The 24,827-nt window shown below is 45.5% G+C and carries 11 protein-coding genes and 1 pseudogene; 4 read left to right on the top strand and 8 right to left on the bottom strand.

Features of this window, described 5'->3' with window-relative positions:
- Positions 1 to 459: 459 nt before the first annotated feature.
- From FEM33_RS13610 to FEM33_RS13580, 7 genes and pseudogenes are all read right to left on the bottom strand, one after another.
- Entirely contained in the window at positions 460 to 4,161 is a 3,702-nt protein-coding gene (locus tag FEM33_RS13610) for a malectin domain-containing carbohydrate-binding protein (RefSeq protein ID WP_139012551.1), read from the bottom strand.
- Positions 4,162 to 4,610: 449 nt separating this feature from the next.
- Positions 4,611 to 7,526 (bottom strand): CBM96 family carbohydrate-binding protein, encoded by a 2,916-nt coding sequence (locus FEM33_RS13605; protein ID WP_161597119.1) that lies wholly within the window; start codon positions 7,524 to 7,526, stop codon positions 4,611 to 4,613.
- Positions 7,527 to 8,246: 720 nt separating this feature from the next.
- The gene (locus FEM33_RS13600; RefSeq protein ID WP_139012549.1) at positions 8,247 to 10,145 is read right to left on the bottom strand and encodes a RagB/SusD family nutrient uptake outer membrane protein; all 1,899 of its coding nucleotides are present in this window, start codon (positions 10,143 to 10,145) and stop codon (positions 8,247 to 8,249) included.
- Positions 10,146 to 10,163: 18 nt separating this feature from the next.
- On the bottom strand, positions 10,164 to 13,733 hold the full coding sequence (locus tag FEM33_RS13595) for a TonB-dependent receptor (RefSeq protein WP_201747747.1): 3,570 nt from the start codon (positions 13,731 to 13,733) through the stop codon (positions 10,164 to 10,166).
- Between the two features lie 111 nt (positions 13,734 to 13,844).
- On the bottom strand, positions 13,845 to 14,963 hold the full coding sequence (locus FEM33_RS13590) for a FecR family protein (RefSeq protein ID WP_139012548.1): 1,119 nt from the start codon (positions 14,961 to 14,963) through the stop codon (positions 13,845 to 13,847).
- An 87-nt stretch (positions 14,964 to 15,050) separates the two neighbouring features.
- Positions 15,051 to 15,641, bottom strand: coding sequence for an RNA polymerase sigma factor (locus FEM33_RS13585; RefSeq protein ID WP_161597118.1), 591 nt, complete (start codon positions 15,639 to 15,641; stop codon positions 15,051 to 15,053).
- A 795-nt stretch (positions 15,642 to 16,436) separates the two neighbouring features.
- Positions 16,437 to 16,754: pseudogene (locus FEM33_RS13580) on the bottom strand (Na+/H+ antiporter NhaA); the annotation flags it as partial.
- 237 nt (positions 16,755 to 16,991) lie between these two features.
- On the opposite strand from FEM33_RS13580, the gene FEM33_RS13575 reads away from it, so the two are divergent.
- From FEM33_RS13575 to FEM33_RS13560, 4 genes are read left to right on the top strand one after another with little or no spacing between them, the layout of a single operon-like run.
- Positions 16,992 to 18,413, top strand: coding sequence for an alanine/glycine:cation symporter family protein (locus FEM33_RS13575; protein ID WP_139012545.1), 1,422 nt, complete (start codon positions 16,992 to 16,994; stop codon positions 18,411 to 18,413).
- Between the two features lie 6 nt (positions 18,414 to 18,419).
- Entirely contained in the window at positions 18,420 to 20,189 is a 1,770-nt protein-coding gene (locus tag FEM33_RS13570) for a TrkH family potassium uptake protein (RefSeq protein ID WP_139012544.1), read from the top strand.
- 11 nt (positions 20,190 to 20,200) lie between these two features.
- On the top strand, positions 20,201 to 20,878 hold the full coding sequence (locus tag FEM33_RS13565; RefSeq protein WP_139012543.1) for a potassium channel family protein: 678 nt from the start codon (positions 20,201 to 20,203) through the stop codon (positions 20,876 to 20,878).
- A 54-nt stretch (positions 20,879 to 20,932) separates the two neighbouring features.
- Positions 20,933 to 22,252 carry a DUF389 domain-containing protein gene (locus FEM33_RS13560; protein WP_139012542.1) on the top strand — a complete coding sequence of 440 codons (1,320 nt, stop codon included), beginning with the start codon at positions 20,933 to 20,935 and terminating at the stop codon, positions 22,250 to 22,252.
- Positions 22,253 to 22,584: 332 nt separating this feature from the next.
- Here the strand turns inward: FEM33_RS13560 and FEM33_RS13555 are convergent, their stop codons facing one another.
- Positions 22,585 to 24,606 carry a BCCT family transporter gene (locus tag FEM33_RS13555; protein WP_139012541.1) on the bottom strand — a complete coding sequence of 674 codons (2,022 nt, stop codon included), beginning with the start codon at positions 24,604 to 24,606 and terminating at the stop codon, positions 22,585 to 22,587.
- Positions 24,607 to 24,827 lie beyond the last annotated feature (221 nt).

Below are 24,827 nucleotides of genomic sequence, written 5' to 3'. Positions count from 1 at the left end.
ATCAGAATAGTTGGAAAAGCTGCTTACAACTTCTTGGATGCCTACCAAGATTTAGGAGTAGGTAGCAAAAATTAAAGTAAAAGATTTTATAATAAATTGAGGTTTTACCAACAAGGACGATTAAATCTATTTATGAATTGTTCGAGTTTTTGTAACTATAAAACAGGTTAAAAGATTTAATTTTAAACAAAATCTATAAGAATTGGTTATCAAAAAATTCGGTGGTTTAAGCAAAGCACAAAACGTCATTACTGGATAGCTATAAAATACTGCTTAGTAGTCATTAAATGATGTTTTTGGTTCATTTAACTTAATGGGTTGATGGGTTATAATGTAATTACACACTAGTGTCATTTCAATTTTTTGAATTTGTTCATTTTACAATAAGAAAGCCGTCCATGATTCAATATGAACGGCTTCCTTATATTTTCTAATAGCTTCTCATCATTGTAAACGGAGTTAATCTGTCACCAGAACTTTGATCACCTCAGTTGCAGCTTCTGACTTGATTTTCAAAAGGTAAATTCCCGAGCTTAGCGCTAGGCCTGAAATATCCACTTCCACTTTCTGGCCGGCTACTGCTTTTTGCGTTGTCGTTACTGGATAGCTCAGGCCTGCATTGTTTAACAGATCAAGTGAAATGTCATCGCTGTGCTTGCTGGATATTGCAACTGTAAACTGCTTTCTGACCGGATTGGGGTAAATGGAAGATTGCTCCGGTTCTGCTTCTGATTTAAAGCTAACTTCTTCCTGATTCAGCCTTGTATTGCTGTTTACAACCGGCATTGTCTGAATGACGAGCTGAGGAGGATATACGCCTTCTTCTCTGCTGCTAAATACCAGTCTGGTGTTTCTGTTATTTGGATCAGCTAGCATTAAACTCACTAGGTTTTCACCGGATTGCTGCTGTGCTTTTACATAACTGGTTACATCTATTTCGTAATACTGGTATAGATCATTGACAGCCGCATAGCCCAGGGAGGGCGTTGATGCAACTGGAGCGTTGTTTTTGACAATCATGTTTTCAATCCAATCGTCATTATTGACGCCATACGCATGCACCGAAATGCTATTGCTGTTTTCATGATTATGCCCGTAAATGCGCAGTCTGGCAGAAGTAACAGTTGCAATTGCCGGCAGTTGGAACCTGAGAAAGGACTTTCGTCTTTGTGAAACATTGCTTGCATTGCCTTTTATGTCCAGGTTAACGGCATTGCCAAAGTTGGTGGCATTGTAGCTTCCGTCCCGGACGTAGGCATCCGCAACAGGGTTTAAGGTAGGAGTTGTGGCAATTACTTCAATGGCCGAAACCCTGGGAAGGTCTGCTGCTCCGGTCAGAAAGTCAATGCTGAGTATGCCGTCACTTACATTGACGGTAAAAGTTTCTGCAGTAGCGCGCATCGCACCGCCGGCTTTGGCAAAGATGTCATAGTTGGTCAGCATACGGACACCTTCTATATTGACATGAAACTGTCTGCTGCCTGCCCCGCCTTTTTTGCCCGGAGCCCCAAAGTACGTTTCAGCGAAGTGCAGGTATACATTTACTTGACCATTGGGAACCGGAACGTTGTAGCTGAAAGAAGGGGAGCAACGGGCAGAACGGTAAAGCACGTCATTGGTTGTGTTGAGAATATCTCCGCTTGCCATGGAGCTGGTGCGGTCAATACCTGCATAGTACTGATCGGCGCTGAACTGTTTTTTGGTAGCAGTAGTGAATTCTGATCCACCTGCATTGATTCTTATTGTAGTTGCCCGAGAAGCGCATTGATCAGCTACTTCTTGAACAGTATTGCATGAAGGTCCGTTTGAATAGATATTAAGGGAACCCCAGCCTGTATTACTACAAATAGCCTGTACTGCACAAGTGGAAAGCACCGGATTATTGTAGATATTAATCCATTGCACCGCTATGAAATGGCTTAATCCCGAAAGGCTGGTCAGCGCATTGTTGCCGGATATATAAATTCCTAAGCCAACAGATTCCAGATTTTGAAGTCCGCTGAGGTTTTTCAAAGAATGGTTTGAGGAAATAATGAAAAAGCCTTCAACGCTTGTGAGCTTGCTTAAAGGTTCCAGGCCCGTCAGCAGGTCAAGGTTTTGCATGCGGAAATCTCCCTTCACCGTTGTCAGATTTTCAAGTCCTTTCAAGGTACTCAGAGACGGATTGGCTTCCACCAACAGAAAGCCGGATATCGTTTCCAGACGGCTTAATGCTGAAATACTGTTGAGCGCTTTGTTGTTAACAATGCGCACATTTCCCTTGGAGCTGGTTAAATTCTCAAGGCCATGCAGGGTAGTAAGTTTGTAATTGTCTTCAATGTTTATTTCGCCATTTACTTGCTGCAATCCGGATAAGCCGGCAATGCTGGTAAGGGCAGGATTATGGCTGATCAAAACAGAACCGTTAACTGTTGTAATATCGGTCAGGCCGTCCAGGTTAATAATGTTTGTGGAATTGATACTTAAATCCCCGTTAACAACCTTGCAGCCTGGATATGTAGTACGGAAATTGTCAACCTCCTGCTGAGTCTGAAGGCTGCTTACATTACAGGTCGGACTTGTTTTAATCACTTCAATGGCTGAAATCCTAGGCAGATCAGCCGCACCGGTCAGAAAATCAATGTTGAGCACGCCGTCTGTTACGTTAACGGTAAAGGTTTCTGCGGTTGCGCGCATGGCTCCGCCGGCTTTAACAAAGATATCATAATTGGTCAGCTTGCGGACCCCTTCCATATTGACGTGAAACTGTCTGCTGCCGGCACCGCCCTGCTTGCCCGGAGCTCCAAAGTAAGTTTCGGCAAAATGCAGGTATACATCTACGGTGCCGTTGGCAACCGGAATGTTGTAACTGAACGATGGCGAACAGCGTGCTGAACGGTACAGTACGTCATTGGTTGTATTAAGAAAATCTCCGCTTGCTATGGAGCTGGTGCGGTCTATGCCGGAATAGTACTGATCTGCTATGAAAAGCTTTTTAGTTGCTGTCGTAAAAGCTGGCCCGCCTGCGTTAATCCGGATTGCAGACGCCGGAAGAGGGCTTTCCGGAGCCAGTTTAACAATCCAGAAATCATTGTCTCCGCGGCCATCTTCCGATTTGTCATAGCCTTTTGGCCCACTGGAAACCCCGCCCAGTATAAAACCGCCATCAGCACTCAGTGCTGCCGAGCTAAGGTTATCATAACTTGTTCCGCCAATTGTTTTGTCCCAAAGCTTTGTGCCGTTGGCATCTATCCTGATAAGCCAGAAATCACTATATCCTTTTGAAGGTTCTGATTTATCCCGTCCTGCTCCCCCGGCAGTTCCTGCCAGTAAAAATCCGCCATCACTGGTCTTTACAGCGGAATTGAATGCAGAACTGTTTTCTTGTGAGCCATAGGTATTCTCCCATACTTTACTGCCATTGGCATCCACTTTGATTACCCAGTAATCTTCCCTTCCCCTGTAACTGGTTTCACTTTTATCCTGTCCGATTTCGGAAACAGACCAGCCGCCCAGAAGATAGCCGCCATCATTGGTCTGCAGGATTGACGTCAGTTGATCAAAGTCGGGGCCTCCGTACGCTTTTTCCCACAGCACAGCGCCATTCTGGTTCAGCTTTGCAAGGTAGTAGTCTCCCGCAGGTTCTTGCTCAGCTCCCTGAGAGCCGCCCACAATATATCCGCCATCCGCTGTAAGCTCAATCCTTGTATTAAAATTATCCAGGTAGTCATTCTCCTGATATTTCCTGAGTACGGTATCCCATTGCACTGCCCCTGATGAAGACAGCTTTACAATCCAATGGTCGTATAAGCCCGGCTGGAAACTGTATTGAACAAAAGGGGCTTTGGTTTTGTCATTGCCAATTTCGGACCTGGACATTCCTCCCAGTATATAGCCGCCGTCTTTTGTTGGCTTCAAAGATTTAAGAAGATCCCGCCCGGGGCCTCCGATGGTCTTGTCCCATTCCACCTTGCCGCCGGCACTCAGTTTGATGATCCAGTAATCGTACATTTCCTCAGGATCAGTACCGTATGCAGGCTGGCTTTTGATCGGACCAGCGCCGGAAAGCGATGTTGCACCGACAATATACCCGCCGTCCGGTGTCAGTTCTATCATACTACCATAATCACCCTGATCTCCGCCCAGGGTTAAATCCCATTGTTTGGTTCCATCAGCAGCCATTTTTACAATCCAAATGTCTGTACCGCCATACCCGGCCTGGCTTTTGTCCCCGCTTTTATCCGATTGGGAATCTCCAGCAGCGATATAGCCGCCATCGGGGGTTTGTCGGATGGATGTGAGATTGTCAGACTGTAGGCTTCCGTAAGTTTTGTCCTACTGAATAGCAGGCTGCGCTAAAACACCTGCCTGTGCGAAGACCATCAGGACAAGCAATGATCTGAGAAAATATTGATTAAATAAAGTTTTTTTCATCGAGTATTTAAGAAGGTAAATTCATGGTTACAAAATATAATTCAGTGCAATAATCATGCTGATGGGCTGAATAACTTATTTAACGGTAAAGCAGAATAGCTCCACTGCAAACATGGCTTGCACTGAAGCTATTCTGTGGCCATCAAGTCAGGGTATACTTATTTGTTTGTACAGTCATTAAAAACTGCTTTTCAGGACTATTCAGTCACCAGAACTTTGATCACCTCCGTTGCAGTTTCTGACTTGATTCTCAGCATGTAAATTCCTGAACCCAACGAAAATCCTGAAATATCCACCTCTGCTTTCTGGCCTGCAATTACCTTTTCTGCTGTTGCAATTGGATAGCTTTTACCAGCATTGTTCAACAGATCAAGCGAAATAGCCTCGCTGTGCTTGCCGGATATTTGAACAGTAAATTGCTTTTTTACCGGATTGGGGTAAACCGATGACGGCTCAGGTTCTGCTTCTGAAGCAACACTAATTTCTTCCTGTCCGATTCTTGTGGCAGCATTGGTCTCCGGTGCAGGAATGATCATAAGTTGCGGTGGGTTGGAGCCGTTCTCCTTGCTGTTGAATGTTAATCTGGTATTGCGTTTATTAGGATCTCTCAGCATAAAGCTGACCAATGGATCGCCTGCCTGTTGCTGGGCTTTTACGTAGCTGGTGACATCAATTTCATAATATTTATAGGCATTGTTCACAGCAACGGAACCCAGTGATGGCGTTGAAGCCGGCGGTGTATTTGTGATGCCTGTTCTGCCACCCATTTCATTTTCTACCCAGCTATCATCGTCTACACCGTAAGCATGCAGATAGATATCCTTGTTATTTTCATGGTTATGACCGTATAAGCGCAGTTTGGCTGAACCCACTTTGGAAACCGTACCGATCGGGAATTTGAGGTAAGAGTAACGTAGCTTATAACCATTTTCCGAAATAGTCTTTACTTCCAGAGTGGGTGCTGAACCATAATTTACGCCATACTCATAAATGTAAGAATCAGCCAAAGGTTTCAGCATGACATTTTTGGTAAGTACTTCAATGGCTGATATTCTTGGCAGATCCGCTGCGCCGGTCAGAAAATCGATGTTGAGCATGCCGTCTGTAACATCGACGGTGAAGGTTTCAGCAGTAGCCCGCATGGCTCCGCCGGCTTTGGCAAAAATGTCATAATTAGTCAATTTGCGGTTGCCTTCCATGTTGACATGAAACTGTCTGCTGCCTTTTCCCCCTTTTTTGCCCGGAGCCCCGAAATAAGTTTCCGCGAAGTGGAGGTATACATCAAAGGTGCCATTGGCAACCGGAATGTTGTAACTGAACGAAGGCGAGCAGCGTGCTGACTGATAGAGTATGTCATTGCTTGTATTCAGGATGTCGCCGCTTGCAATGGAGCTGGTGCGGTCAATCCCGGCATAATACTGATCGGCAACGAACCGCTTTTTGGTAGCGGTTGTAAAGTCAGGACCGCCTGCATTGATACGCACAATGGTATTGTTGGCCTCTTCGCTGATCACCAGCAGCTTCACCTGCACAACGGCTCTGCTATAATCCGGAGCAAACAAGGTTACTGCGGCTGTGTAAGTTCCGGCAGCAAGGCCGGCTCCATCGATACTGAAAGTCAAAGGTCCGGTAGCTGCCTGCGGGATTTTCAGCCATGGCGCATTATCCGATTTGATGATGGTCAGATCCGGCGTACCCGCACTGGCGGTCAAAGTAACCGTTTGCGGAGCAGTCACACTGCCCGGCTTGTAAGTAAATGACAGGTTTGTATTGGATAAAGTCAGTTTGCTGGCCGGCACCGACGGCGCATATTTGATTACCCAGCCATCTGATGAGCCTCTGGAATTCTCTGTTTTAACCGGGCCTGCATTGTCACTGCTTGCACCAAGTACCATAAAGCCACCATCCGGTGTAGAAAAGAATTCAGAGATAGGAACCCCCAATGATTTATCCGAAATCTTGGAACCGTTTGCTGCCAGCTTTATCGTCCAGGCGCCCAGCACATTTCCCGTCTTGTACTTACTTGCATAGCCGTTCGCATTGCCACCTAGCAAAAAGCTTCCGTCTGCATTTTCGCGCATGAAGGTTAACATGGTATAAGAGGAATAATAGTTGTTTTCATTCACGTACTTACTGGCACCTATGGTTTTGTCCCATTGTTTGGTGCCATCGGCTTTGATTTTTATGACCCATGTATCCGTACCCCCGATTAATGGCTCGGACATGTCTCCGCTCACTTCCGAATAGCTTGTATGACCTAATAAAAGATAGCCTTTATCGGAGGTCGCACTCATAAAACGGAATGTGTCAGTACCATTGCTGCCAAACGTTTTATCCCATTGTTTAACACCGTTTGCATCTATTTTCAGGATCCAGTAGTCTGAATTGCCACCTCTGGAAGGTTCACTTTTTTCACCGCCAATACCAGAAGGCGTAGATCCTCCGATCAGATAGCCTCCGTCCGGTGTCAAGAGCAGGTCAGACATACTCGTAAAGCTGCCAGACCTGTGATTTCTTTCCCAAATTTTGGAGCCGTCTGCTGCAAGTTTAAGCACATTTAATGCACCACTCACGCCACCCCCGATGATGTAGCCGCCATCCTGCGCAACTTTCATGGTGACGAAAAAATCTTCTTTAATACCACCGTAAGTTTTGTCCCACTCTTTGGTCCCATTTGCTGAAATCTTGACAATCCAGTAGTCATAAGGCGTTCCCCCATCCTGATAGGGTTCACTGAGATTGTCTTCACTTTTATCGCCGCTTTTATCAGAGACAGCATTGCCACCCAGAATGTAGCCGCCATCCGGAGTCTGTTGTACGGCATTAAGTTCGTCGTACTCACTGCCGCCGAAAACCTTATCCCATTCAACCGCACCCGTAGCTGAAACTTTGACCACCCAGTAATCCCCCTTGCCTTTTCCCGGCGGAGTCTGATCGCCATTGATCCCAAGACCTGACATACCGCCCAGAATGTAGCCGCCGTCCTTCGTCGGCTGGGCAAGATACAGGCCATCGCCGCCCCGGCCGCCAATGGTTCGGTCCCATTGGATGTCGGATTGGGCGGAAAGGCTTTGCGCTGAAAGAAAAAAGAAGACAAGGAGGGTTAATGGCACGGACACAGCCGCTTGCAACCGGACCGTAATTCCATGTTCATGACCGGATTGGAACCATGAAAATGGCGCACGGACAAAGTTTGCCCATGAACAAAAGTAAATTGGTAAAAATGAATACATGAGGCTCGTTGAATTACAAAGTTGAATAAAAAGGAATTACCTGTTTGTAACCTGTAATATATAACATTTAAGCCGGTTATGATTCAGGAATTTACTTAGCGGAGAAAATACTACACGTTGAATTTCAAATACAGGGAATAGTTGTGAGATACAGATACAACTTTTTTGAAATGCCGGGGAGCCATAACCGAAATTCAGCATGAGACTTGCATTTAGCAGGATTTTAATTCTGAACCTGTTAACAAAGCTGTGGCTATAAACAAAATCTATAAAGTTTGATGGTCAGAATATTCGGTGGTTGAACTGTACGCTCAGCTGCATGCATTTTTTCTTCCCGTTTAGTTCTGAAAACAGGCATTCTCGGTACTTTGAAATCAGAGGTTTATGGTACACCAAAACTATTTACGGTGTATTGCAAACTACTATGTTAAACTGTGCTATTTGGAATGGTAGTTGGTTAGGTTACCAAAATCGCCCGGTTTTGCGTGGAGAGGTCAAGTTTTACAGGAGGCGAAAAAATGTAAGTACATGAACGGTTTTAAACTGCTGACTTGCTAAATCTTTAAGACTTAGCAAGTCATATCAGTGAATCTATTTTTCCTACCAACCAGGATTTTGCTTCAAAGTGGGCGTTTTCTGCAATTCATCCTGCATAATTGGAAACAAATAGTGCCTTGGAGCAACGAAAACACGGTTTTCAATGAAAAAACGTTGCATCTTATATTTTTTTCCGTCGACAATAATCTTGCCTGCCGGATCTTCAACCGGTTTCATCCCGTTAATCATACGTTGCGCTTTCGGATACGGCCAGGCATTTTGTGAACGCTGGTCATTTGTACTTCCTGCACTTTGCCACGCCTGTTCCTTGGCGATTTCCTTTGCTGAGCTGGGTTCCAGATAGAGACGCGACGACCAGATTCTGTTGTTTTCGTAAAATAGCTCCACTCTGCGTTCCCGCTTGATATATTCGTCCATCAATGCTTTGCTGGCCTTTGCTTCAACAGGTATCGGTGCCATAAACGATCTTTTTCGTACTGTGTTCAGCAGGTCGTAGATCTCGGCATTTGGGCCCGCTGTTTCGTTTACAGCTTCGCAATAAATGTAAATAAATTCGGGCAGCCGCCATACCGGCGGGCCGCTGATGGCAAAGCTTTTATCCCTGTTCCAGGACTCACGCAATATTTTCCGCAGGAAATAACCTGTCGTGGTGGAATTGGTTGCTCCGACTTTATCCGGTCCGGAAGCTGTGTTGATCACTTTGCCTTTGAATGTGGAACCATGATAGATAACGTCACGGTGAAAACGGGGGTCGCGCTTTACGCTTTCGTAGGGATTCGCATCGTCATAACCGTCCTTTTTTGCCCTGGCTGCATAAACCGGGTAACCAAAGCCGTCAGGCGCTATATATTCATATTCATCCACCTGCTCCTGAACGGGCATTTGGCGCGAGCTTCCGCCCCAGCTTGGCGGGTAAATATCGCCCTGCCAGTTGTTATCCTTATCCCGTGTTACGAAGAAAACAGCTTCATTCTGAAATGCTTCCATACTGTGATACATATCCCAAAGCCGGGCCGGCACTTTTGAATTGTTGTTATCAACACCCGCATCATCCCGGAAGTCAGCAGCATCGTGCCCCTGGTATAAAGAATAACGCTGGCGGCCTTCCACTTTGAAATCGATGACAGCCTTTGCAGCCGATTTCGCCGTATTCCAGCGTTCCGCATTGTACGCATATTCCGCAGCAAAGGTGCGTGTGTCATTCGGGAAAGTGCCGCCATTCCACATCGGCGTGGCGGCCATCCAAGCCACAATGGCTTTCAAACCAAGAACCGCGCCTTTGTCAACCCTGCCAAAATCGGCTCCGCCCCAGCTTGCAGGCACCAGCGCCATTGCTGAATCGCAATCCTGATAAATCTTGCTGGCTATGGAATGAAATGATTCCTGTTTGAAATCCATGGGATCACTCGGACTGATGGTGCGGGTTACATACACCACTTCGCCATACATTCTGGCTGCCAGATAGTGAAAATAAGCACGCAGAAAATAGGTCTCGCCCAGTCTTTTGTTCAAATCACCTGCTTGCAAAGGGTTGTCAGGCGTGTTGTACTTCCGGACACCTTCCAGGATCACATTGGCTTTGCGTATTCTCCCGTACAAATCCCACCAATATTGCCCTCTGCTGCTTCCCGCAGGCATTACGTTCGCGTTCCAGTCGCCGTTGTTGAATTTGTTGGTAAGACTTCCTTCGGCAGTCGAACCTTCGGCTTCATCCGTTACGGGTGCAGTTGAAAAGTGGGAAAAGAAAACGAGCGGGCTGTTCGAGCCTTTTGCATTGTCGTACAGGTCTGTGATAAGCTGGTTTGTTTTGTTGTACCGAGTAAAAACCTGCTCGGCATCCACCTGGTCATCGGGTTTTCTATCTAAAAAGTCTTCCTTGCAAGCTGAAAGCAATGCACAAGAGAAGAAAATGACGATTGTATATATTTTTTTCGTATTCATAAATGCCAGGATTTTATATCAGAATGTTAAATCAACGCCAAAATTCAGCACCTTCTGGATCGGGTACCAGTCGCCTGTTCCTTCACGCGTTTCAGGGTCCATATCTACCTTTTTGAGCCCATCCCAGGTGAGCAGGTTAAGCCCCTGCGCATAGAACCGGACCTGGGCAAGGCCGATTTTTTTGATCGCAGCTTTTGGTAAATTATACCCTAATTCTATGGTTTTAAGCCTGATGTATTTTGAATTATATAAAAACAGACTGCTGTTTCCATTCTTGTTGTTGCTATGATCACCAAAATGCAATGCGGGATAAGTCGCCGTTTCTGCGGTTTCCGGCGTCCAGCGGTCCAAATGCATCGGTTTCACTTTTCCATATTTATCTTGGTTAAATAATGGGAAATCATAAACCGCCGCGCCGGATAACTGCACCGAAGCCCGGGCAGCTCCCTGAAATAACATACTGAAATCGAAGTCTCTGTATCTTGCACCCACAGGCAAACCAAACATCAGTTCCGGATTACGCGGATTGCCCATGGCGGTGCGGTCGCCCAGATCGTCCACTTTTCCATCGCCGTTTAAATCCTTGTACACCACATCACCGGGCCGCAATGTTCCCCAGGACTGGTAGCCGCTGCCGGAGTTCATGGCATTCAGCTGGTTAGCTTCTTCCTGGTTTTTTACAAAATGGTCAAAAGCGTAGTTGAAATGTTCTCCGATCCGTTTGCCGGTGTTCGCACGGCCGGGCATAGCGTAAGGGATCTCATTCATGAACACAATGTTGTTGCGGGCAAATGAAAGATTGGGACGAATAAAATAAGTAGCATTTTTCCCAATGTTCCCTGACCAGCCCACCTCTAAATCAAAACCGCGGTTATTGACAATGCCGGAGTTAATGTAAGGGGCATCTTTGCCTACAATATCCGGATAACCCAGTTTGTCACCGCCGCTCATGTCGGTAATGATGTCGTAGCGATGCTCGTGGAAGAGGTCTACGGTTACGGTTAAATGTTTGAGAAATGTTGCATCAATGCCAATGTTGGCTTTTCTTGCTTTTTCCCAGGTCAGGTCGGGATTTGCCAGGTCGCCTTCCGACAGAAAGCCGCCGGCGCCGGAGCCAAAATTGTCGGTACCGAAATTGTAGTCTCCATCCCGTCCGCCGAGATACTGCAGGTAAATAAACCGCCTGTCATTCGGCACGCGGTCGCTTCCTACCAGCCCATACGAACCTCTGATTTTGAATGCATTGAGCCAGTTTTTGGTATTGCTCATAAACCGCTCTTTGGAAAGAACCCAACCTGCAGAAACAGATGGGAAAAATCCATAACGCTTGCCCTTTGCAAAGTTCTCGGAGCCATTATACGCAGCATTGAATTCAAAAAGATAGCGGTCATCATAACCATAAGTCGCCCTGGCCGTGAAGCCCTGGTAACTGAATGGAACCTGGTTATTAATGATTCTTTTGGACCGGTTAACGAGCACCATCCCGGTTACATCGTGCAAACCGAAGTTGCGCAGGTAATCCAGCTTGGCTTGCACATAGGAGCGGCTTTCGCTGTCTTTTTTGTCAAACTGGTTGCGGATGGTCTGGTCAATGTCATATTTGTTGCCTGATTTATACGCACCTGTATATATGCCCGGCTCCCTGTAAATATCACTTCCCGCTTCCGGGACGAATGTCGCATACCCCGGGTATTCGCGGTACCCTTCCGAGTAACTCGTCACATCCCGTCTGATCCAGCCGCCGTCGTTTGCATCATAGGAGAATATGCCGTCAACCGAAAGTCCTTTGGTAATAAAATCCAGCTTGTGGCCAAGTGAAAAAGATCCGTTCAGGTACGTGTTTTTATCATTCAAAAATCCTGTACGGCTGAGTTCTCCGAGAATGTTGAAGCGATAAATCTGGTCGCCGTAAAGCATTCCGAGCGGATTATTGGCTTCGTAGACGCGGTTCGCAGGATTTCCGTTGGGTTCCAGCGTGATCGGCAGGTAAGAGGGCTGCGTATTGGCCATTTCCACAATCCGGGCCGCAGTGGTTCCCGGCGCATTGCGGTCTGTAATTCTGGCACCAATGTCCAGTCTGGCAAAAAAGTTGTCCGTAATGTCAATATCAATGTTCGAACGGAAGTTGTAGCGCTTGAAAACAGCCTGCGTGTTGTTGGCACTAAGATCGGTATGCCTGTAATTTCCGTCTTGTTGAAAGTAATTGGCCAGCACGAAATATCTGGCCCTTACTGATCCACCGCTAATAGACAAACTATAATCATGCTGCACGCCGGGCTTGAAGGCGTAATCAAAGTAATTCCAGTTGTAGCCCAAACCGTCCGAGTTATCGCCTTTTGCCTTCCGGAAATTGGCAATTGCCGTTTCCGAAAACAAGTTCAGTGTAGATGGGTCCGCATCGGGGCTGTCATTCCGGCGGGCTTCGTTGTACAACATGGCATAATCCGCTGAACCCAGATAAGTTGGAAATTTTACCGGCTGGTTTACGCCTACTGACGCCTTGAAGTTGACCGTCGCCTTGTCCTGCACTTTTCCTCTTTTAGTCGTAATCAAAATAACACCATTGGCACCACGCACCCCGTAAGGCGCTGTTGCAGAAGCGTCTTTTAAAATGGTAAATGTTTCAATCTCCGACGGAGCCAGGTAATCCATGCTTCTTTCCAGTCCGTCGATGATCACGATCGGCGATTGATTTCCGTAAGTCGCCGTCCCGCGGATGAAAATATCGCTGCGGTCCACGCCCGGCTCGCCGCCGCTGAACTGGTTCGCAAAAAGGCCCGGAAGCCGCCCGGCCAGTGCATTGGTAATGCTGGCTGTCGGACTTTGTTTCAAATCTTCGGTTGTAATAGTTGCAATCGCGCCGGTAATGGTGGCTTTGCGCTGCGAACCAAAACCAACGATGACCACTTCTTCCAAACCTCCCAAATCCTCTTCCAGCTGAATGTTAACCGAGGTTTGCGTACCGATCAGCTGCTCTTTTCCCAAATACCCGATGAACGAGATCACGAGCACGTCGCCCTGCTCCGCTTCAATGGTAAACTTGCCCGTAACGTCCGATGAGGTTCCCTTGTCCGTTCCTTTGACAATCACTGTGGCGCCGGGAAGCGGCTGGCCTTTCATATCCTGGATCGTACCGGTAATTTCCCTGACTACTTCTTGCGCAGGTTCCGCAGGTGCAGGCAATGATTTAATGGCAGTAGACTGTGATACTTCATTTTTTTTGAAAACAGCAATTTGTTTCCCGATAATTTTAAAAGACAACTCAGAGCCTTTCAATGCCCGCGTCATAATCGCCGGTACGGTTTCGTTTTTTAGGTTCAGGTTGAGATTTCCTTTTTCTGTTTCCGGGAAAAGACCATCTCTGTAAAAAATCTTGTAATCGGTTTTTTCCTGGATTTGTTTAAACAACTCCCCCAGGTTTCCATTCCGGATCGTAACGTCCATCCGGCTCTTTTGTGAGTAGCCTGTTGCATGAACGCCCATGAGTCCGATACACATCAGCAATACCACCAGCTTCATAATTCTAAGGAATTTTTTTGGGTTGAATTCTTCCAGCGGGACATACCCTGATTGGTCAAATTTTCTCATAAATTTGAATTGACTTTTGTTGATACAATGGTTTAAAAATCACTTGCTTGCCGGCAAGTGTGCTTATCGGAAGACGTTGCCGCGTCTTCCGTTTTTTGTTGTGGTAGTGTTTTATCTAAAAATGAACCTCCTTTCCGTTTGCTGATATTTGAGAGATGTGGTAATAGCGATTGATTCGAGTACAAGCGTGATGTCTTCGCCTAAATCCAGGGTTCCGGAGAATGTAACGTCCCGGGCAGTGGTGCTTCCCAGCTGGATATCCGCGCTGTAATAGCGTGAAAGCTTTTTGAAAATGTCCGGCAACGGTGCTTTTTTGAAAATGAGGTAACCTTCCTTCCACGAAATGTAGGGCTCGACATTTACCTGTGAAGTTGCGAGTTCGCGTGTCTCCGGGGTGAACACAGCCATGGTTCCGGGACTGATTTTCTGGTTTTTCGCGCCGAACAGTGCATTAGGGTTAGCGGTGAGTTCTATACTTCCTTTCACAAGCACTGCTGAGGTTTGCACATCGTCGTCGTAAGCACTGATATCGAATTCCGTCCCGAGCACCCGGATCTTCATATGTTTGGAGTGCACATAAAAAGGTGCTTCGTCCGAATGCGCCACAGAGAAATAAGCCTGGCCTTCGAGATAAACTTCTCTGGTGTCATCATCAAATTGTGCCGGATAAACCAGCTTTGAGCCCGAATTAAGCCAGATTTTGGTGCCGTCGATCAGCGTGATGGTCGAGCGCTTGCCGTAGGGCACGGTCAATGTGTTGAATTGCTGATCTCTACCGGCGATTTGCTGCTCTATCACTGAAGCCGAATCAATCTGGATCCGTGCGCCATTTTTTTCATAGACCAAACTGGCATTTTGTTCAGAAAGACGAATGATCCGCTTGTCGGCGAGCTGCAAACGCGTTTCTACCGCATCAGAGGCCAATTTTGAAGCAACTTCCTGCATGGCTGAACCGGTATTCTGACGGAGTAGGAGGTAGCCGGCACCCGCCATCAGCAACAATGCAATGGAAGCAGCCATAGCGATCCAACTGCTGCTGAAAGAACGCTCTGTTTTCTGACTTATAGTATCCTCAATGCGCAGCCGCAATGCTTCTTTTTCCGGGCCGGGCAAAGATTCTTCCCGCAACCACTGCATCAGTGTCCTGGTCCGGGCTGCAACTTTCTCATCTTCCTCTGAAAGCCCGGCCGACGGGAGGGAAGCCGGAGATTTACGTAATCTTTTCTTCATGTAAGAACTTGTTTGACTTACAAGAGAAGTAATCCGTCAGGATATAGACGAGATAAAAGGATTATTTTTGAAAAAAATAAAAATATTTTACGCCCAGAAGAAAATAAGGGCAACGGAACCGAATTCAAGCTTGCCGCGAAGCTGTTTGAGCGCACGGTAAATGAAAGTCCGGCAGGTAGGGACAGAAATCTGCATCATGGACGCAATCTCCTCGTAGTCAAGGTTCTGATTAAATCGTAGATAAAGAATCTCCCGCTGCCGCTCGGGAAGCTGGTTGATTTCACTAGCCAGATGATCCAGCATTTCGCGCTGCTTTTCATCCATAATCATTTCCTGCTCTATACTGAATGAAAATGCATTGACACCAAAAGAGTCATCCGAATTCCAGTGATTAAAATCGAGCAGGCTGGATTTACGATGGGCAGCATGGAGTTTTCTTCTAAAAGATTTAAGTAGATAAAATTTGACATTAACCTCTTTCGCAAGCTTGCCCCGGTAGGCATGCAAGTCTATGAAAAGGTCATGAATACAATCCTTAACAAGCTCCTTATCCGAAGTATATCGCATCCCAAACTTGTAAAGAATCTCTGAATAAGCATCATATAGTTCGCTGAATGCCGAAGGACTTCCCGAAACAAAACGCTCCCAAAGATTATTTCCAGGATCAATGTCTGTCATAGTGGTATTATCAATAAACAAGCCAAAAAGTGGAAAACCAAAATGTAATGTATGCATAAAAAACATAGTCCAAAACTTAGCGTTCTAGTTGGCCCCGCAAGTTTTTGATTAAACGTATACGATGTTGCGTCGAAAAGATTTTAACCGAATGGTGACAAATTATTTTAGCCCCCAGATTAACCGGAGTAAATTTTAAAAAGATTTAGTAGAGTTAAATTGGATTTCAGACGGGCACACGAAGACAATTTACCTTGGAGTAAAAGATTCGGACCGCTGGTGAAGATGTAGTTGTACATCCGGACGGTGTATTACAGGCATATCAGATAAAGGGAATCAGGCTTAGAAATGACAATGGCTGTCAGCGGCTGCCGCGGTTTATAGCACCCCTGGTGAGAGAATACCTGAAGGAAAATGATTTTGTGCAAGAGTTCACCCATGTAGCAACACCAGAAGAGAACGGACGGGGCCGCCTAGGCATATTGAAGCGCTGCATAGTATTTTAGAGCGGGAAGTAATCAGGCGTTACGGGTTTGATTGTGCGGCGCCCATACTTAACATTATTCAAAGTGAAAATATTGCAGAAACTGCGGCCTTGCCGAATGGGGGTTTATGGATGAAAAATATTTTGATTGAAATACTCCGTACTTTTTAGCCCACCAGTATGGATTTAAAAAGTCTTTATCTCAAATGTTTGATACAATTATTGTAGCAAGAACTCGGCAGATTTTTAAACCTTTATCTGTCGGATTTAAAGAAGTTCAAATCAAGTTGATAAACTTAGCCGTGGCCTTAATATTAGGGAGTATGACAGTAAATCAAGGCGGGCGCCATAACGCCTCCCACAGCAGCCAGAATAGGCAGTGATGCTTTTTTAATGGAGGAGAGTTCACCTTCTTTCATTTCCCGTTTGATCTCAAAGCCTACCAAAAGGAAAAAGATCGCCATCAGACCGTCATTAATCCATAATAAAACAGGGTAGCGGAGATGAATCCCCGAAACGTCCCCACCAAGCTGACGGGCAAGAAGTGCTTCAAAGCCAGGTCCTGCACCCGAGTTTGCAATGATCATGAAAACAATCACGCAGATAATCATGATAATACCGTCGGTTGAGGTGGACTGAAAAAAATCTTAGAATGAATGAAGGTTGATTAGTTTACCATAGCGGTAAAACTAACTACTAAGGCTTGCAATTACACCACAAAAGGATTTAATCTACTCAAAATATTGGCTTGGGAATGGCCGGATCTAGCATTCAAATTTTCAGGAAGTGCTTATAGGTTGGCAAATTTTGATTTTATTTAGAAATTAAACAGCAAGGTTTTTATAGTTTTCTTTCGCTAAACCCGTTTTATGGAGCAAATTATTAATGAAATAAACGGTATCATATGGAGCAATGCGCTCATTGCGCTTTGTTTGGGTACCGGTATCTACTTTTCTGTTGTCACACGCTTTTTACAGGTCAGGTTTTTGAAAGATATGGTCGGCCTTCTTTTTGGAAACAAGGGCTCTGAGAAGGGAGTTTCTTCTTTTCAGGCGTTTGCCATTGCCATTTCCGGAAGGGTAGGCACTGGTAACATTGCCGGCGTGGCTACCGCAATTGCCATGGGAGGACCTGGCGCTGTTTTCTGGATGTGGGCCATTGCATTTCTGGGCGCATCGTCCGCGTATGTAGAAGCCACACTCGGACAGATTTACAAGCAGGTAAAGGATGGGCAATACCGGGGCGGGCCAGCATTTTATATCGAAAAAGGTTTGGGCATGAAGTGGTATGCGGTCTTGTTTGCCGCAGCTACCATTGCCAGCACCGCATTGTTTTTGCCCGGTGTTCAAAGCAACAGCATTGCCATCAGTGCCAAAAGTGCATTTGACATTCCGGTTGAGCTTACCGGGGCTGTTATCACGATCCTTCTTGGGCTGATCATTTTTGGAGGTGTAAAGCGGATTGGCAAAGTCGCTGAACTGGTGGTGCCCTTCATGGCAGGTGCATACATCCTGATGGCGCTTGTTATCATTGCCATCAATATCACACAGGTGCCCGCCGTATTCAGTCTGATCATCCGTTCGGCCTTCGATATGGAGCCAGCATTTGCGGGCATTTTTGGTATGGCCGTTTCCTGGGGTGTCAAGCGGGGAATTTACTCCAACGAGGCCGGTCAGGGTACAGCTCCGCATGCAGCGGCCGCCGCAGAAGCGACCCATCCGGTTAAACAAGGGCTGGTGCAGGCATTTTCGGTATATGTGGATACTTTGTTTGTATGTACAGCTACCGCTTTGATGATTTTGTTTACAGGAAAATACAATGTAGTCAATCCAGGCGGCGGGTTCCTTGTAGAGCATGTGCAAGGGATGGCAATCGGGTCTGAATTTACCCAACAGGCCATAAGCGCGCATTTTCCGGCGCTGGGGAGTGGGTTTGTCTCGATCGCACTGCTCTTCTTTGCATTTACGACCATTATGGCTTATTACTACATTGCCGAGACTAATTTGAGTTACCTTGTCAAAAAAGAAGATAGTAAAACCCTGCTCTGGGCTTTACGCGCATTGATAATGGGCGCTACTTTTTACGGGTCCATCAAAACGGCTGAACTGGCCTGGACAATCGGGGACATTGGTGTGGGTCTGATGGCCTGGCTTAACATTATAGCTATTCTATTGCTAAGAAAGCCAGCCCTTGATGCTTTGAAAGATTACCAGCGGCAGAAAAAACAAGGAATAGATCCCGTATACAGGGCATCCCGTATGGGAATTGAAAATGCAGAAGAATGGAACTAAGATGGAATGGATGAAAAAATAAGGTACTTACGAAAATTGCTTGATCATCTTCTGATCGCAATGAGCTTTGTTTGTTCATTGGTAGTTGTTTTTCATCTCGGTTATAATACGGACCCTGAGATTGAGCGGCTTACCAACCGGATACTGGAGTGGTGCTTTCTTTTTTTCGCACTGGCCCTGGCAGCCAAGACCTTTACGGCATTCAAAAGCAAATCATCGGTTATATCCCGAGTAGGAGAGGCGTTGCTTCTGTTTTATTTTCTGGCCGTTATCATTGCTGACAGTTACCATTTTTCAGCCATGGACGGTACTGAGCTCGTCAAACCGGAGTGGATGTACCTGGGTATTTTTGCCATTTTGATCATTGAAGTTTCAAAGCAAACCCTGTTTTTTGATAAGTTTTATTTTAATCCGACACTGCTTTTTGTACTTAGTTTTCTGGCGCTGATCCTGATTGGTACGGCGCTTTTGCTGCTGCCCAAAACAACTTACCAGCAGCAGCTTACTTTTGTAGATGCGCTTTTTCTGGCTACAAGTGCCGTTTGTATAACGGGTTTGTCGGTGGTGGATATAGCCAAAGAATTTACCGGTTTCGGGCAGACCATCATACTGGTGCTTGTGCAGATTGGCGGGCTTGGGATTATGACATTCACGGGCTTTTTTGGCTATTTTTTCTCCGGTGGTTTTTCGTATAAAAACCAGTTGATGTTTACCGAACTGATCGGCGAAAATAAGGTGAGTTCGGTAATATCCACTCTATACAAAATAATCCTGGTTACCTTCTTCTTTGAAATACTGGGAGGTTTTTTTATATACCTGAGCCTGGACCCTAACCAATTTGAAAGTCGTGCCGAGCAGCTTTATTTTACTATTTTTCATGCTATAACGGCCTTTTGCAATGCCGGTTTCTCTACGCTGCCCGATGGCCTGAACAACACGGCAGTCCGGTTCAATTACGGGCTTCATCTTTCCATTATCGGACTATATGTAATGGGTGGCCTGGGCTTCGGGATTATTTTCAACTCGTATGAATTTATAAAGCGGTGGGCTTTTAATTTATATTATAAGCTCAGGTACCGGCGTCATTTTGTCTACCGGGCACGCGTGATCGCTTTCAACTCTAAAATCATTGCCTACACCAGCTTTTTTCTCGTGCTTTTCAGCTTTGTACTGGTATTTGTCCTGGAATATAATCACACACTCCGGGCACATGAGAGCATTTACGGCAAAATTGTTACCGCATTGTTTATTGGCACCAGTCCCCGTTCGGCAGGTTTTAATACGGTAATGATGGGTGGACTGGCTTTCCCAACTGTGATGCTGCTATTTTTGCTGATGTGGATCGGGGCTGCACCGGGCTCCACAGGGGGCGGCATTAAAGTGACGACATTTGCGCTTGCCACACTGAATATCTTTACAGTGACCCGCGGCAAAGACCGGATTGAAGTTTTTGGAAGAAAAGTATCTGATAATTCTGTTTCCAGGGCATTCAGCATCATTTCATTGTCGCTGATTTTTTTAGGTGCAGCCATATTCATGCTATCGGTGACTGATCCGGATCAAAATCTTTTGTCGCTTGCCTTTGAAACATTTTCTGCTTACAGTACCACAGGTCTTAGCCTGGGTGTAACCCCGCAACTGAGCAATGCAGGACGACTGGTGATCATTTTGACTATGTTTGTCGGCCGGGTCGGCTCACTGACGTTGCTTGTAGCCTTAGTCAGAAAGGCAAAACCCACGAATTATCAGCTTCCGGCAGAGCAAATGAATTTTTAAACAGAAAGGAAATGAAGTATATCATATTCGGATTGGGAAGCTTTGGCAAATCCCTTGCCATCCGCCTGACAGAGCTGGGGCATGAAACCATCGGGGTAGACAACAACATGCAAAAAGTCGAGCAGCTTAAAGACCGCATTACACATACGGTTTGCATGGACTGTACGGATAAAAACGCAGTAAGCTCACTGCCGCTTAAAGACGCGGATTCAGCCATTGTTGCCATAGGCGAAGATGAAGGTGCTTCCCTGCTGACAACGGCGCTGCTTAAACAACTGGGCGTGAAAAAGATTATTGGAAGGGTCGTTTCTGATCTGCAGAAAACAGTTTTAGAAGCGATGCAAATCGAAGAATACATCCTGCCCGAAGAAGAGTCTGCCGAAAGGCTGGCCATGCGCCTGGACAACTCTGGCATTGTTGATTCATTCAAGATTTCTGAAAAATACAGCATTATTGAAACCAGGGTTCCGCAGCGTTACGTAGGCATGAGCCTTGCCGAAGCGGATTTAACCAACCGCTACAATGTGATCGTACTCACCGTGCTGACCTTATCAAAACAGTCTGAAAACGGTCTGGCCAAGATCTTTAAACGGGCTTCAGGCATTGCCACACCCACTACTGTCATGCATGAAGACGAAGTCCTGGTGCTGTTCGGGTCCTTAAATGACATAGAAAAACTGATGCATTAGGATAACCGGGTTGAGGCGTACGCTGATTGATTTTATGTTTCCGTAAATAATGCTATGATCATTGAAAAGCTACTGAGAAGATTTGACATTTCTTCTGAACGTGAGGAGTATACAAAAATTCACGATACGGTTGAGAGCGGGATTGAGTTTAAAGGTACCAATCTCTGGATCCTGATTTTTGCGATATTTATTGCTTCTGTAGGGTTGAATGTTAACTCGACTGCCGTTATTATCGGGGCCATGCTGGTCTCACCTTTGATGGGCCCGATCCTGGGCATGGGTTACAGTATTGCCACCTACGATTTTTTGCTTTTTAGAAAAGCGCTGGTTAACTACATGTTTGCTATTGTAGCCGGCTTGCTTACGTCTGCAACCTATTTTTATATTACACCCATTTACCAGGCGCATTCCGAACTGTTGGCAAGGACGCAGCCCAATATCTATGATGTGATCATTGCCTTGGTCGGAGGGTCGGCAGGAATCGTGGCTATTTCCAGTAGAAACAAAGGGAATGTAATTCCAGGTGTTGCCATCGCTACTGCGTTAATGCCGCCGCTGTGTACGGCTGGTTACGGACTGGCGACTGCCAATTGGGGTTTCTTTTTTGGTGCGTTGTATTTGCTGGCCATCAATACTGTATTTATTGGAAGTGCAACGTTGATTACTGTCAGGTTGCTTCAATACCCGATCCGAGACCATGCCAATGAATACCAGAAGAGGATGGCTAACCGTTGGGTCAGCTTTTTGGTATTGCTGACAACCATTCCCAGTATCTATTACGGATACCTGCTCGTACAAAAAGAACATTTTATTCAAAATGCCAATAACTTCATTAACAATGAAAGCTACATTGAAGGCGATTTTCTTTTGAAGCACGAGCTTGATGCTGCGAAAAAGCAAATCAAACTTATTTATGGGGGCAAGCTCATAGCCGATTCTGAAAAGAAACGTTTGGAGAACCGGAAAGGGATTTATGGATTAGCAGCGACAACCCTTACCATTCAGCAAGGGTTCTCTATCAACGATGTCCCTGCCGAGCTCTCGCAAAGTGACCGCTACCAGGCTGAAATCAACCAGCTCAAAACTGAACTGAGCCGCAATATTCAAAAGCAGGACAGCATGGGTGCTGCCAAGAAGTTTACCAGTGTTTTGTTTAAGGAAATCAAGCCACTTTTCCCTGAAATCAGGTACTGTTCGGCAGAGCAGCAAGCCTTTTATGCGGATGCCGGCAAGACTAGCAACTATACAGTTGTAATCCTGGGTACCTCCAACATCAGGCAAACCAGCCGCGATTTTTCTAAAATAAAAAATTGGCTGCAGGTCAGATTCAAAAGTGATTCAATCAAATTATATGTAGAAAAGGCTGCCTTGTAACCGGTTTATCCATGCATTGCCCGGCATAGTTGAATTTATTTCAGCATTTACCATGACGCAGCCTAGTGCTAAGTTCTGATTAATGAACAGGGTACTAAAAATCTTAAAATGCAACCGGGCAGCCGTTTCTGGTATGCCCCGGCAGCTGTCATTGGCAAAGTAGTAATAAATGTGCTACATGTAAATCTTGCAAGCAGCCTTTATCCACGGATTTAGTGCAAAGAGAAATCAACTACTATTTCCAGCATGCACTAAAACCATATTTTTAATGCACGCTATTTCAGGCCTGAGTTCTTTTTAATGCCTTTTCTGCCAATTAACAAAATCATTTATTAAGCTCCATGCTTATTGATATTGGCATTGCTGGTTATGAACATTTCATTCGCTTCTTCGGATATGATGGCAAAAAACCGCTCATAATGTTTTAATACATCACTGATCAGCTCATTTTTTGTAAAGTACTGCACATCGTACCCTTCCCGGGTGTCACCGAAGTAGGATTTTGGATAGTATGCGGTTTTCTCATGGATGTCCGGCAGGTTTTTGTCTTCCATCAAGAATTCGGACACAAGTTTTTCCTGACATCTGATTCCGTATTTAAAGTTATTGATGATGTTATGTTCAATTTCAATTTCCAGGCTGACCGGATCCGTGCCGGAGCTGATTTTTACCTTGATGCGGTTTAAGGCGAATTCTTTCTGAAGGTCTGAAAATGCTTCCTTGACCGTAACGTTGATATAGTCCTCGACAGAACGACGCGTTTTTTTAGAAACCATCTGGCTTAGACGCGTCTTCCAGAACTCGCCAGACCATGGAACGGTCGAAACAGAAAAGCTGCGTTGGTAATACTTATAATCAATGGCAAGTGCCTTCACTAGCGATATTACGAAAAGCAGCATAATCACCGAGAAGGGCAGCGCTGTAATCAGCGTCATCGTTTGCAAGGCTTTCAGCCCGCCGGCATTTAAGAGCATCAGTGCCAGTACGGCAAGTAAAACTCCCCAGAAAACTTTTTGCCACACCGGGGATTTACTTGAATTTTTTGTTGCAATGCTGTCCAGAACAAGAATCCCGGAATCTGCTGAAGTCATAAAAAAGATAATCACGATACAAATAACCAGCGTGCTGGATATCGTGGAAAGGGGCAGATATTCCAGAAAAGCAAACATCAGGGCATCAGGATTGTTCACCAGTCTGCTTAAAGCTCCCTCGGCTACGTTAAAATCTGTCCATATCGCGCTGTTTCCAAAAATAGACATCCAGATAAAATTGAAAAGAGTAGGTACAATTAGAACTGCGGATATAAAAGACTTAATAGTGCGCCCTTTTGAAATTCTGGCAATAAACAATCCTACGAAGGGTGCCCAGGAAATCCACCAGGCCCAGTATAAAATACTCCAGTTGTAAAACCAGGGAAGTGTTGCCTGATCGTAAACATGCGTATTGAAGGTAATATTAAAGAAGTTATTGATGTAGTTGCCAAGCCCTTCCGTGAAGCTGCCGATCAGATATACTGTCGGGCCAAAGGCGAGCACAAACAACAGTAGCACAACCGCTGCGCCAATGTTGATGTTGCTTAAAATTTTAATACCCTTATCTAAGCCGGAAGTTGCTGAAAAGATCGCAAGCATAACCAGAACAGTGACAATTCCGATCTGGTACACAAAACTGGTTTCGGGCAGAATACCCAGTGTTTTCAGACCCGTGTTAATTTGGATTACACCAAATCCCAACGTCGTTGTGATGCCAAAGAAAGTACTGCACAATGCAAAAACGTCAATAGCTGTACCCCAGTTGCTATTTATTTTATCTTTAAGCAAAGGATACAGACAACTCCGTAAGGATAATGGCAGCCGGTATCTGAAGGTAAAATAAGCCAGAGATAGTCCTACCAGGCCATACACAGCCCACGCATGTATTCCCCAGTGAAAAAAAGTGTAAAGCTGTGCGTTTTTAGCTTTGTTGACATACAAGTTTGCATCAAACGCGTCTGTGGCATAATGGGACATCGGTTCGGCAACCTCAAAATACATCAGACCAATTCCCATTCCGGCGGCAAACAGCATTGAGATCCATGAAAAAAAGGAATACTCGGGGATGCTGTCGTTTGCTCCTAATTTAATGTCCCCGTATTTACTGAACATCAGGTAAATTAGAAAGATGACAAAAATGGTTACGGACCATACATAGATCCAGTTCAGGTTTACGAAAATGAACTCTTTAACACGATTGAGGACAGCTTCCGTAGGATTTGGAAACAATACTGATAAAAGGCAGATACCTATAATGAATGATAGGCCAGGTACAATTACTGCCCGGTCGAAGGTTGTTTTGGTATTGGCAAGTTTAATCATGTTTTGGAGCGAGTTGTAGTGTTTATGATAACTTGTGTCAGGTTGCTACCTCTAAACACAGACACCCGGATGGTGAGAATTCTGCGGTTAAGATAAGAAAAACTTCTTCAATCAAATGCTGCACAAAGCATAATGAGTCCATGGGCTTTCCTAATCTGAAACATTAACAGAAAATGATTTACCAGGATTTAACTACACAATCGTAAGTTAAAATGCGAATA

This window comes from Dyadobacter flavalbus (assembly GCF_006149045.1).
In the GTDB taxonomy this organism is placed as follows: domain Bacteria; phylum Bacteroidota; class Bacteroidia; order Cytophagales; family Spirosomataceae; genus Dyadobacter; species Dyadobacter flavalbus.
Note: the sequence above shows the minus strand (reverse complement) of the source record. Positions and strands in the feature narration are given on the sequence as shown.

Bases quoted from the DNA above. Each gene is read 5' to 3' on its own strand.
- FEM33_RS13610 (WP_139012551.1), bottom strand. From the start codon at position 4,161: ATGGCTGCTGATGGAACCAAACAATGGGATTTAACCCTGGGCGGAGAT.
- FEM33_RS13600 (WP_139012549.1), bottom strand. From the start codon at position 10,145: ATGAATACGAAAAAAATATATACAATCGTCATTTTCTTCTCTTGTGCA.
- FEM33_RS13595 (WP_201747747.1), bottom strand. From the start codon at position 13,733: ATGAGAAAATTTGACCAATCAGGGTATGTCCCGCTGGAAGAATTCAAC.
- FEM33_RS13590 (WP_139012548.1), bottom strand. From the start codon at position 14,963: ATGAAGAAAAGATTACGTAAATCTCCGGCTTCCCTCCCGTCGGCCGGG.
- FEM33_RS13585 (WP_161597118.1), bottom strand. From the start codon at position 15,641: ATGACAGACATTGATCCTGGAAATAATCTTTGGGAGCGTTTTGTTTCG.
- FEM33_RS13575 (WP_139012545.1), top strand. From the start codon at position 16,992: ATGGAGCAAATTATTAATGAAATAAACGGTATCATATGGAGCAATGCG.
- FEM33_RS13570 (WP_139012544.1), top strand. From the start codon at position 18,420: ATGGATGAAAAAATAAGGTACTTACGAAAATTGCTTGATCATCTTCTG.
- FEM33_RS13565 (WP_139012543.1), top strand. From the start codon at position 20,201: ATGAAGTATATCATATTCGGATTGGGAAGCTTTGGCAAATCCCTTGCC.
- FEM33_RS13560 (WP_139012542.1), top strand. From the start codon at position 20,933: ATGATCATTGAAAAGCTACTGAGAAGATTTGACATTTCTTCTGAACGT.
- FEM33_RS13555 (WP_139012541.1), bottom strand. From the start codon at position 24,606: ATGATTAAACTTGCCAATACCAAAACAACCTTCGACCGGGCAGTAATT.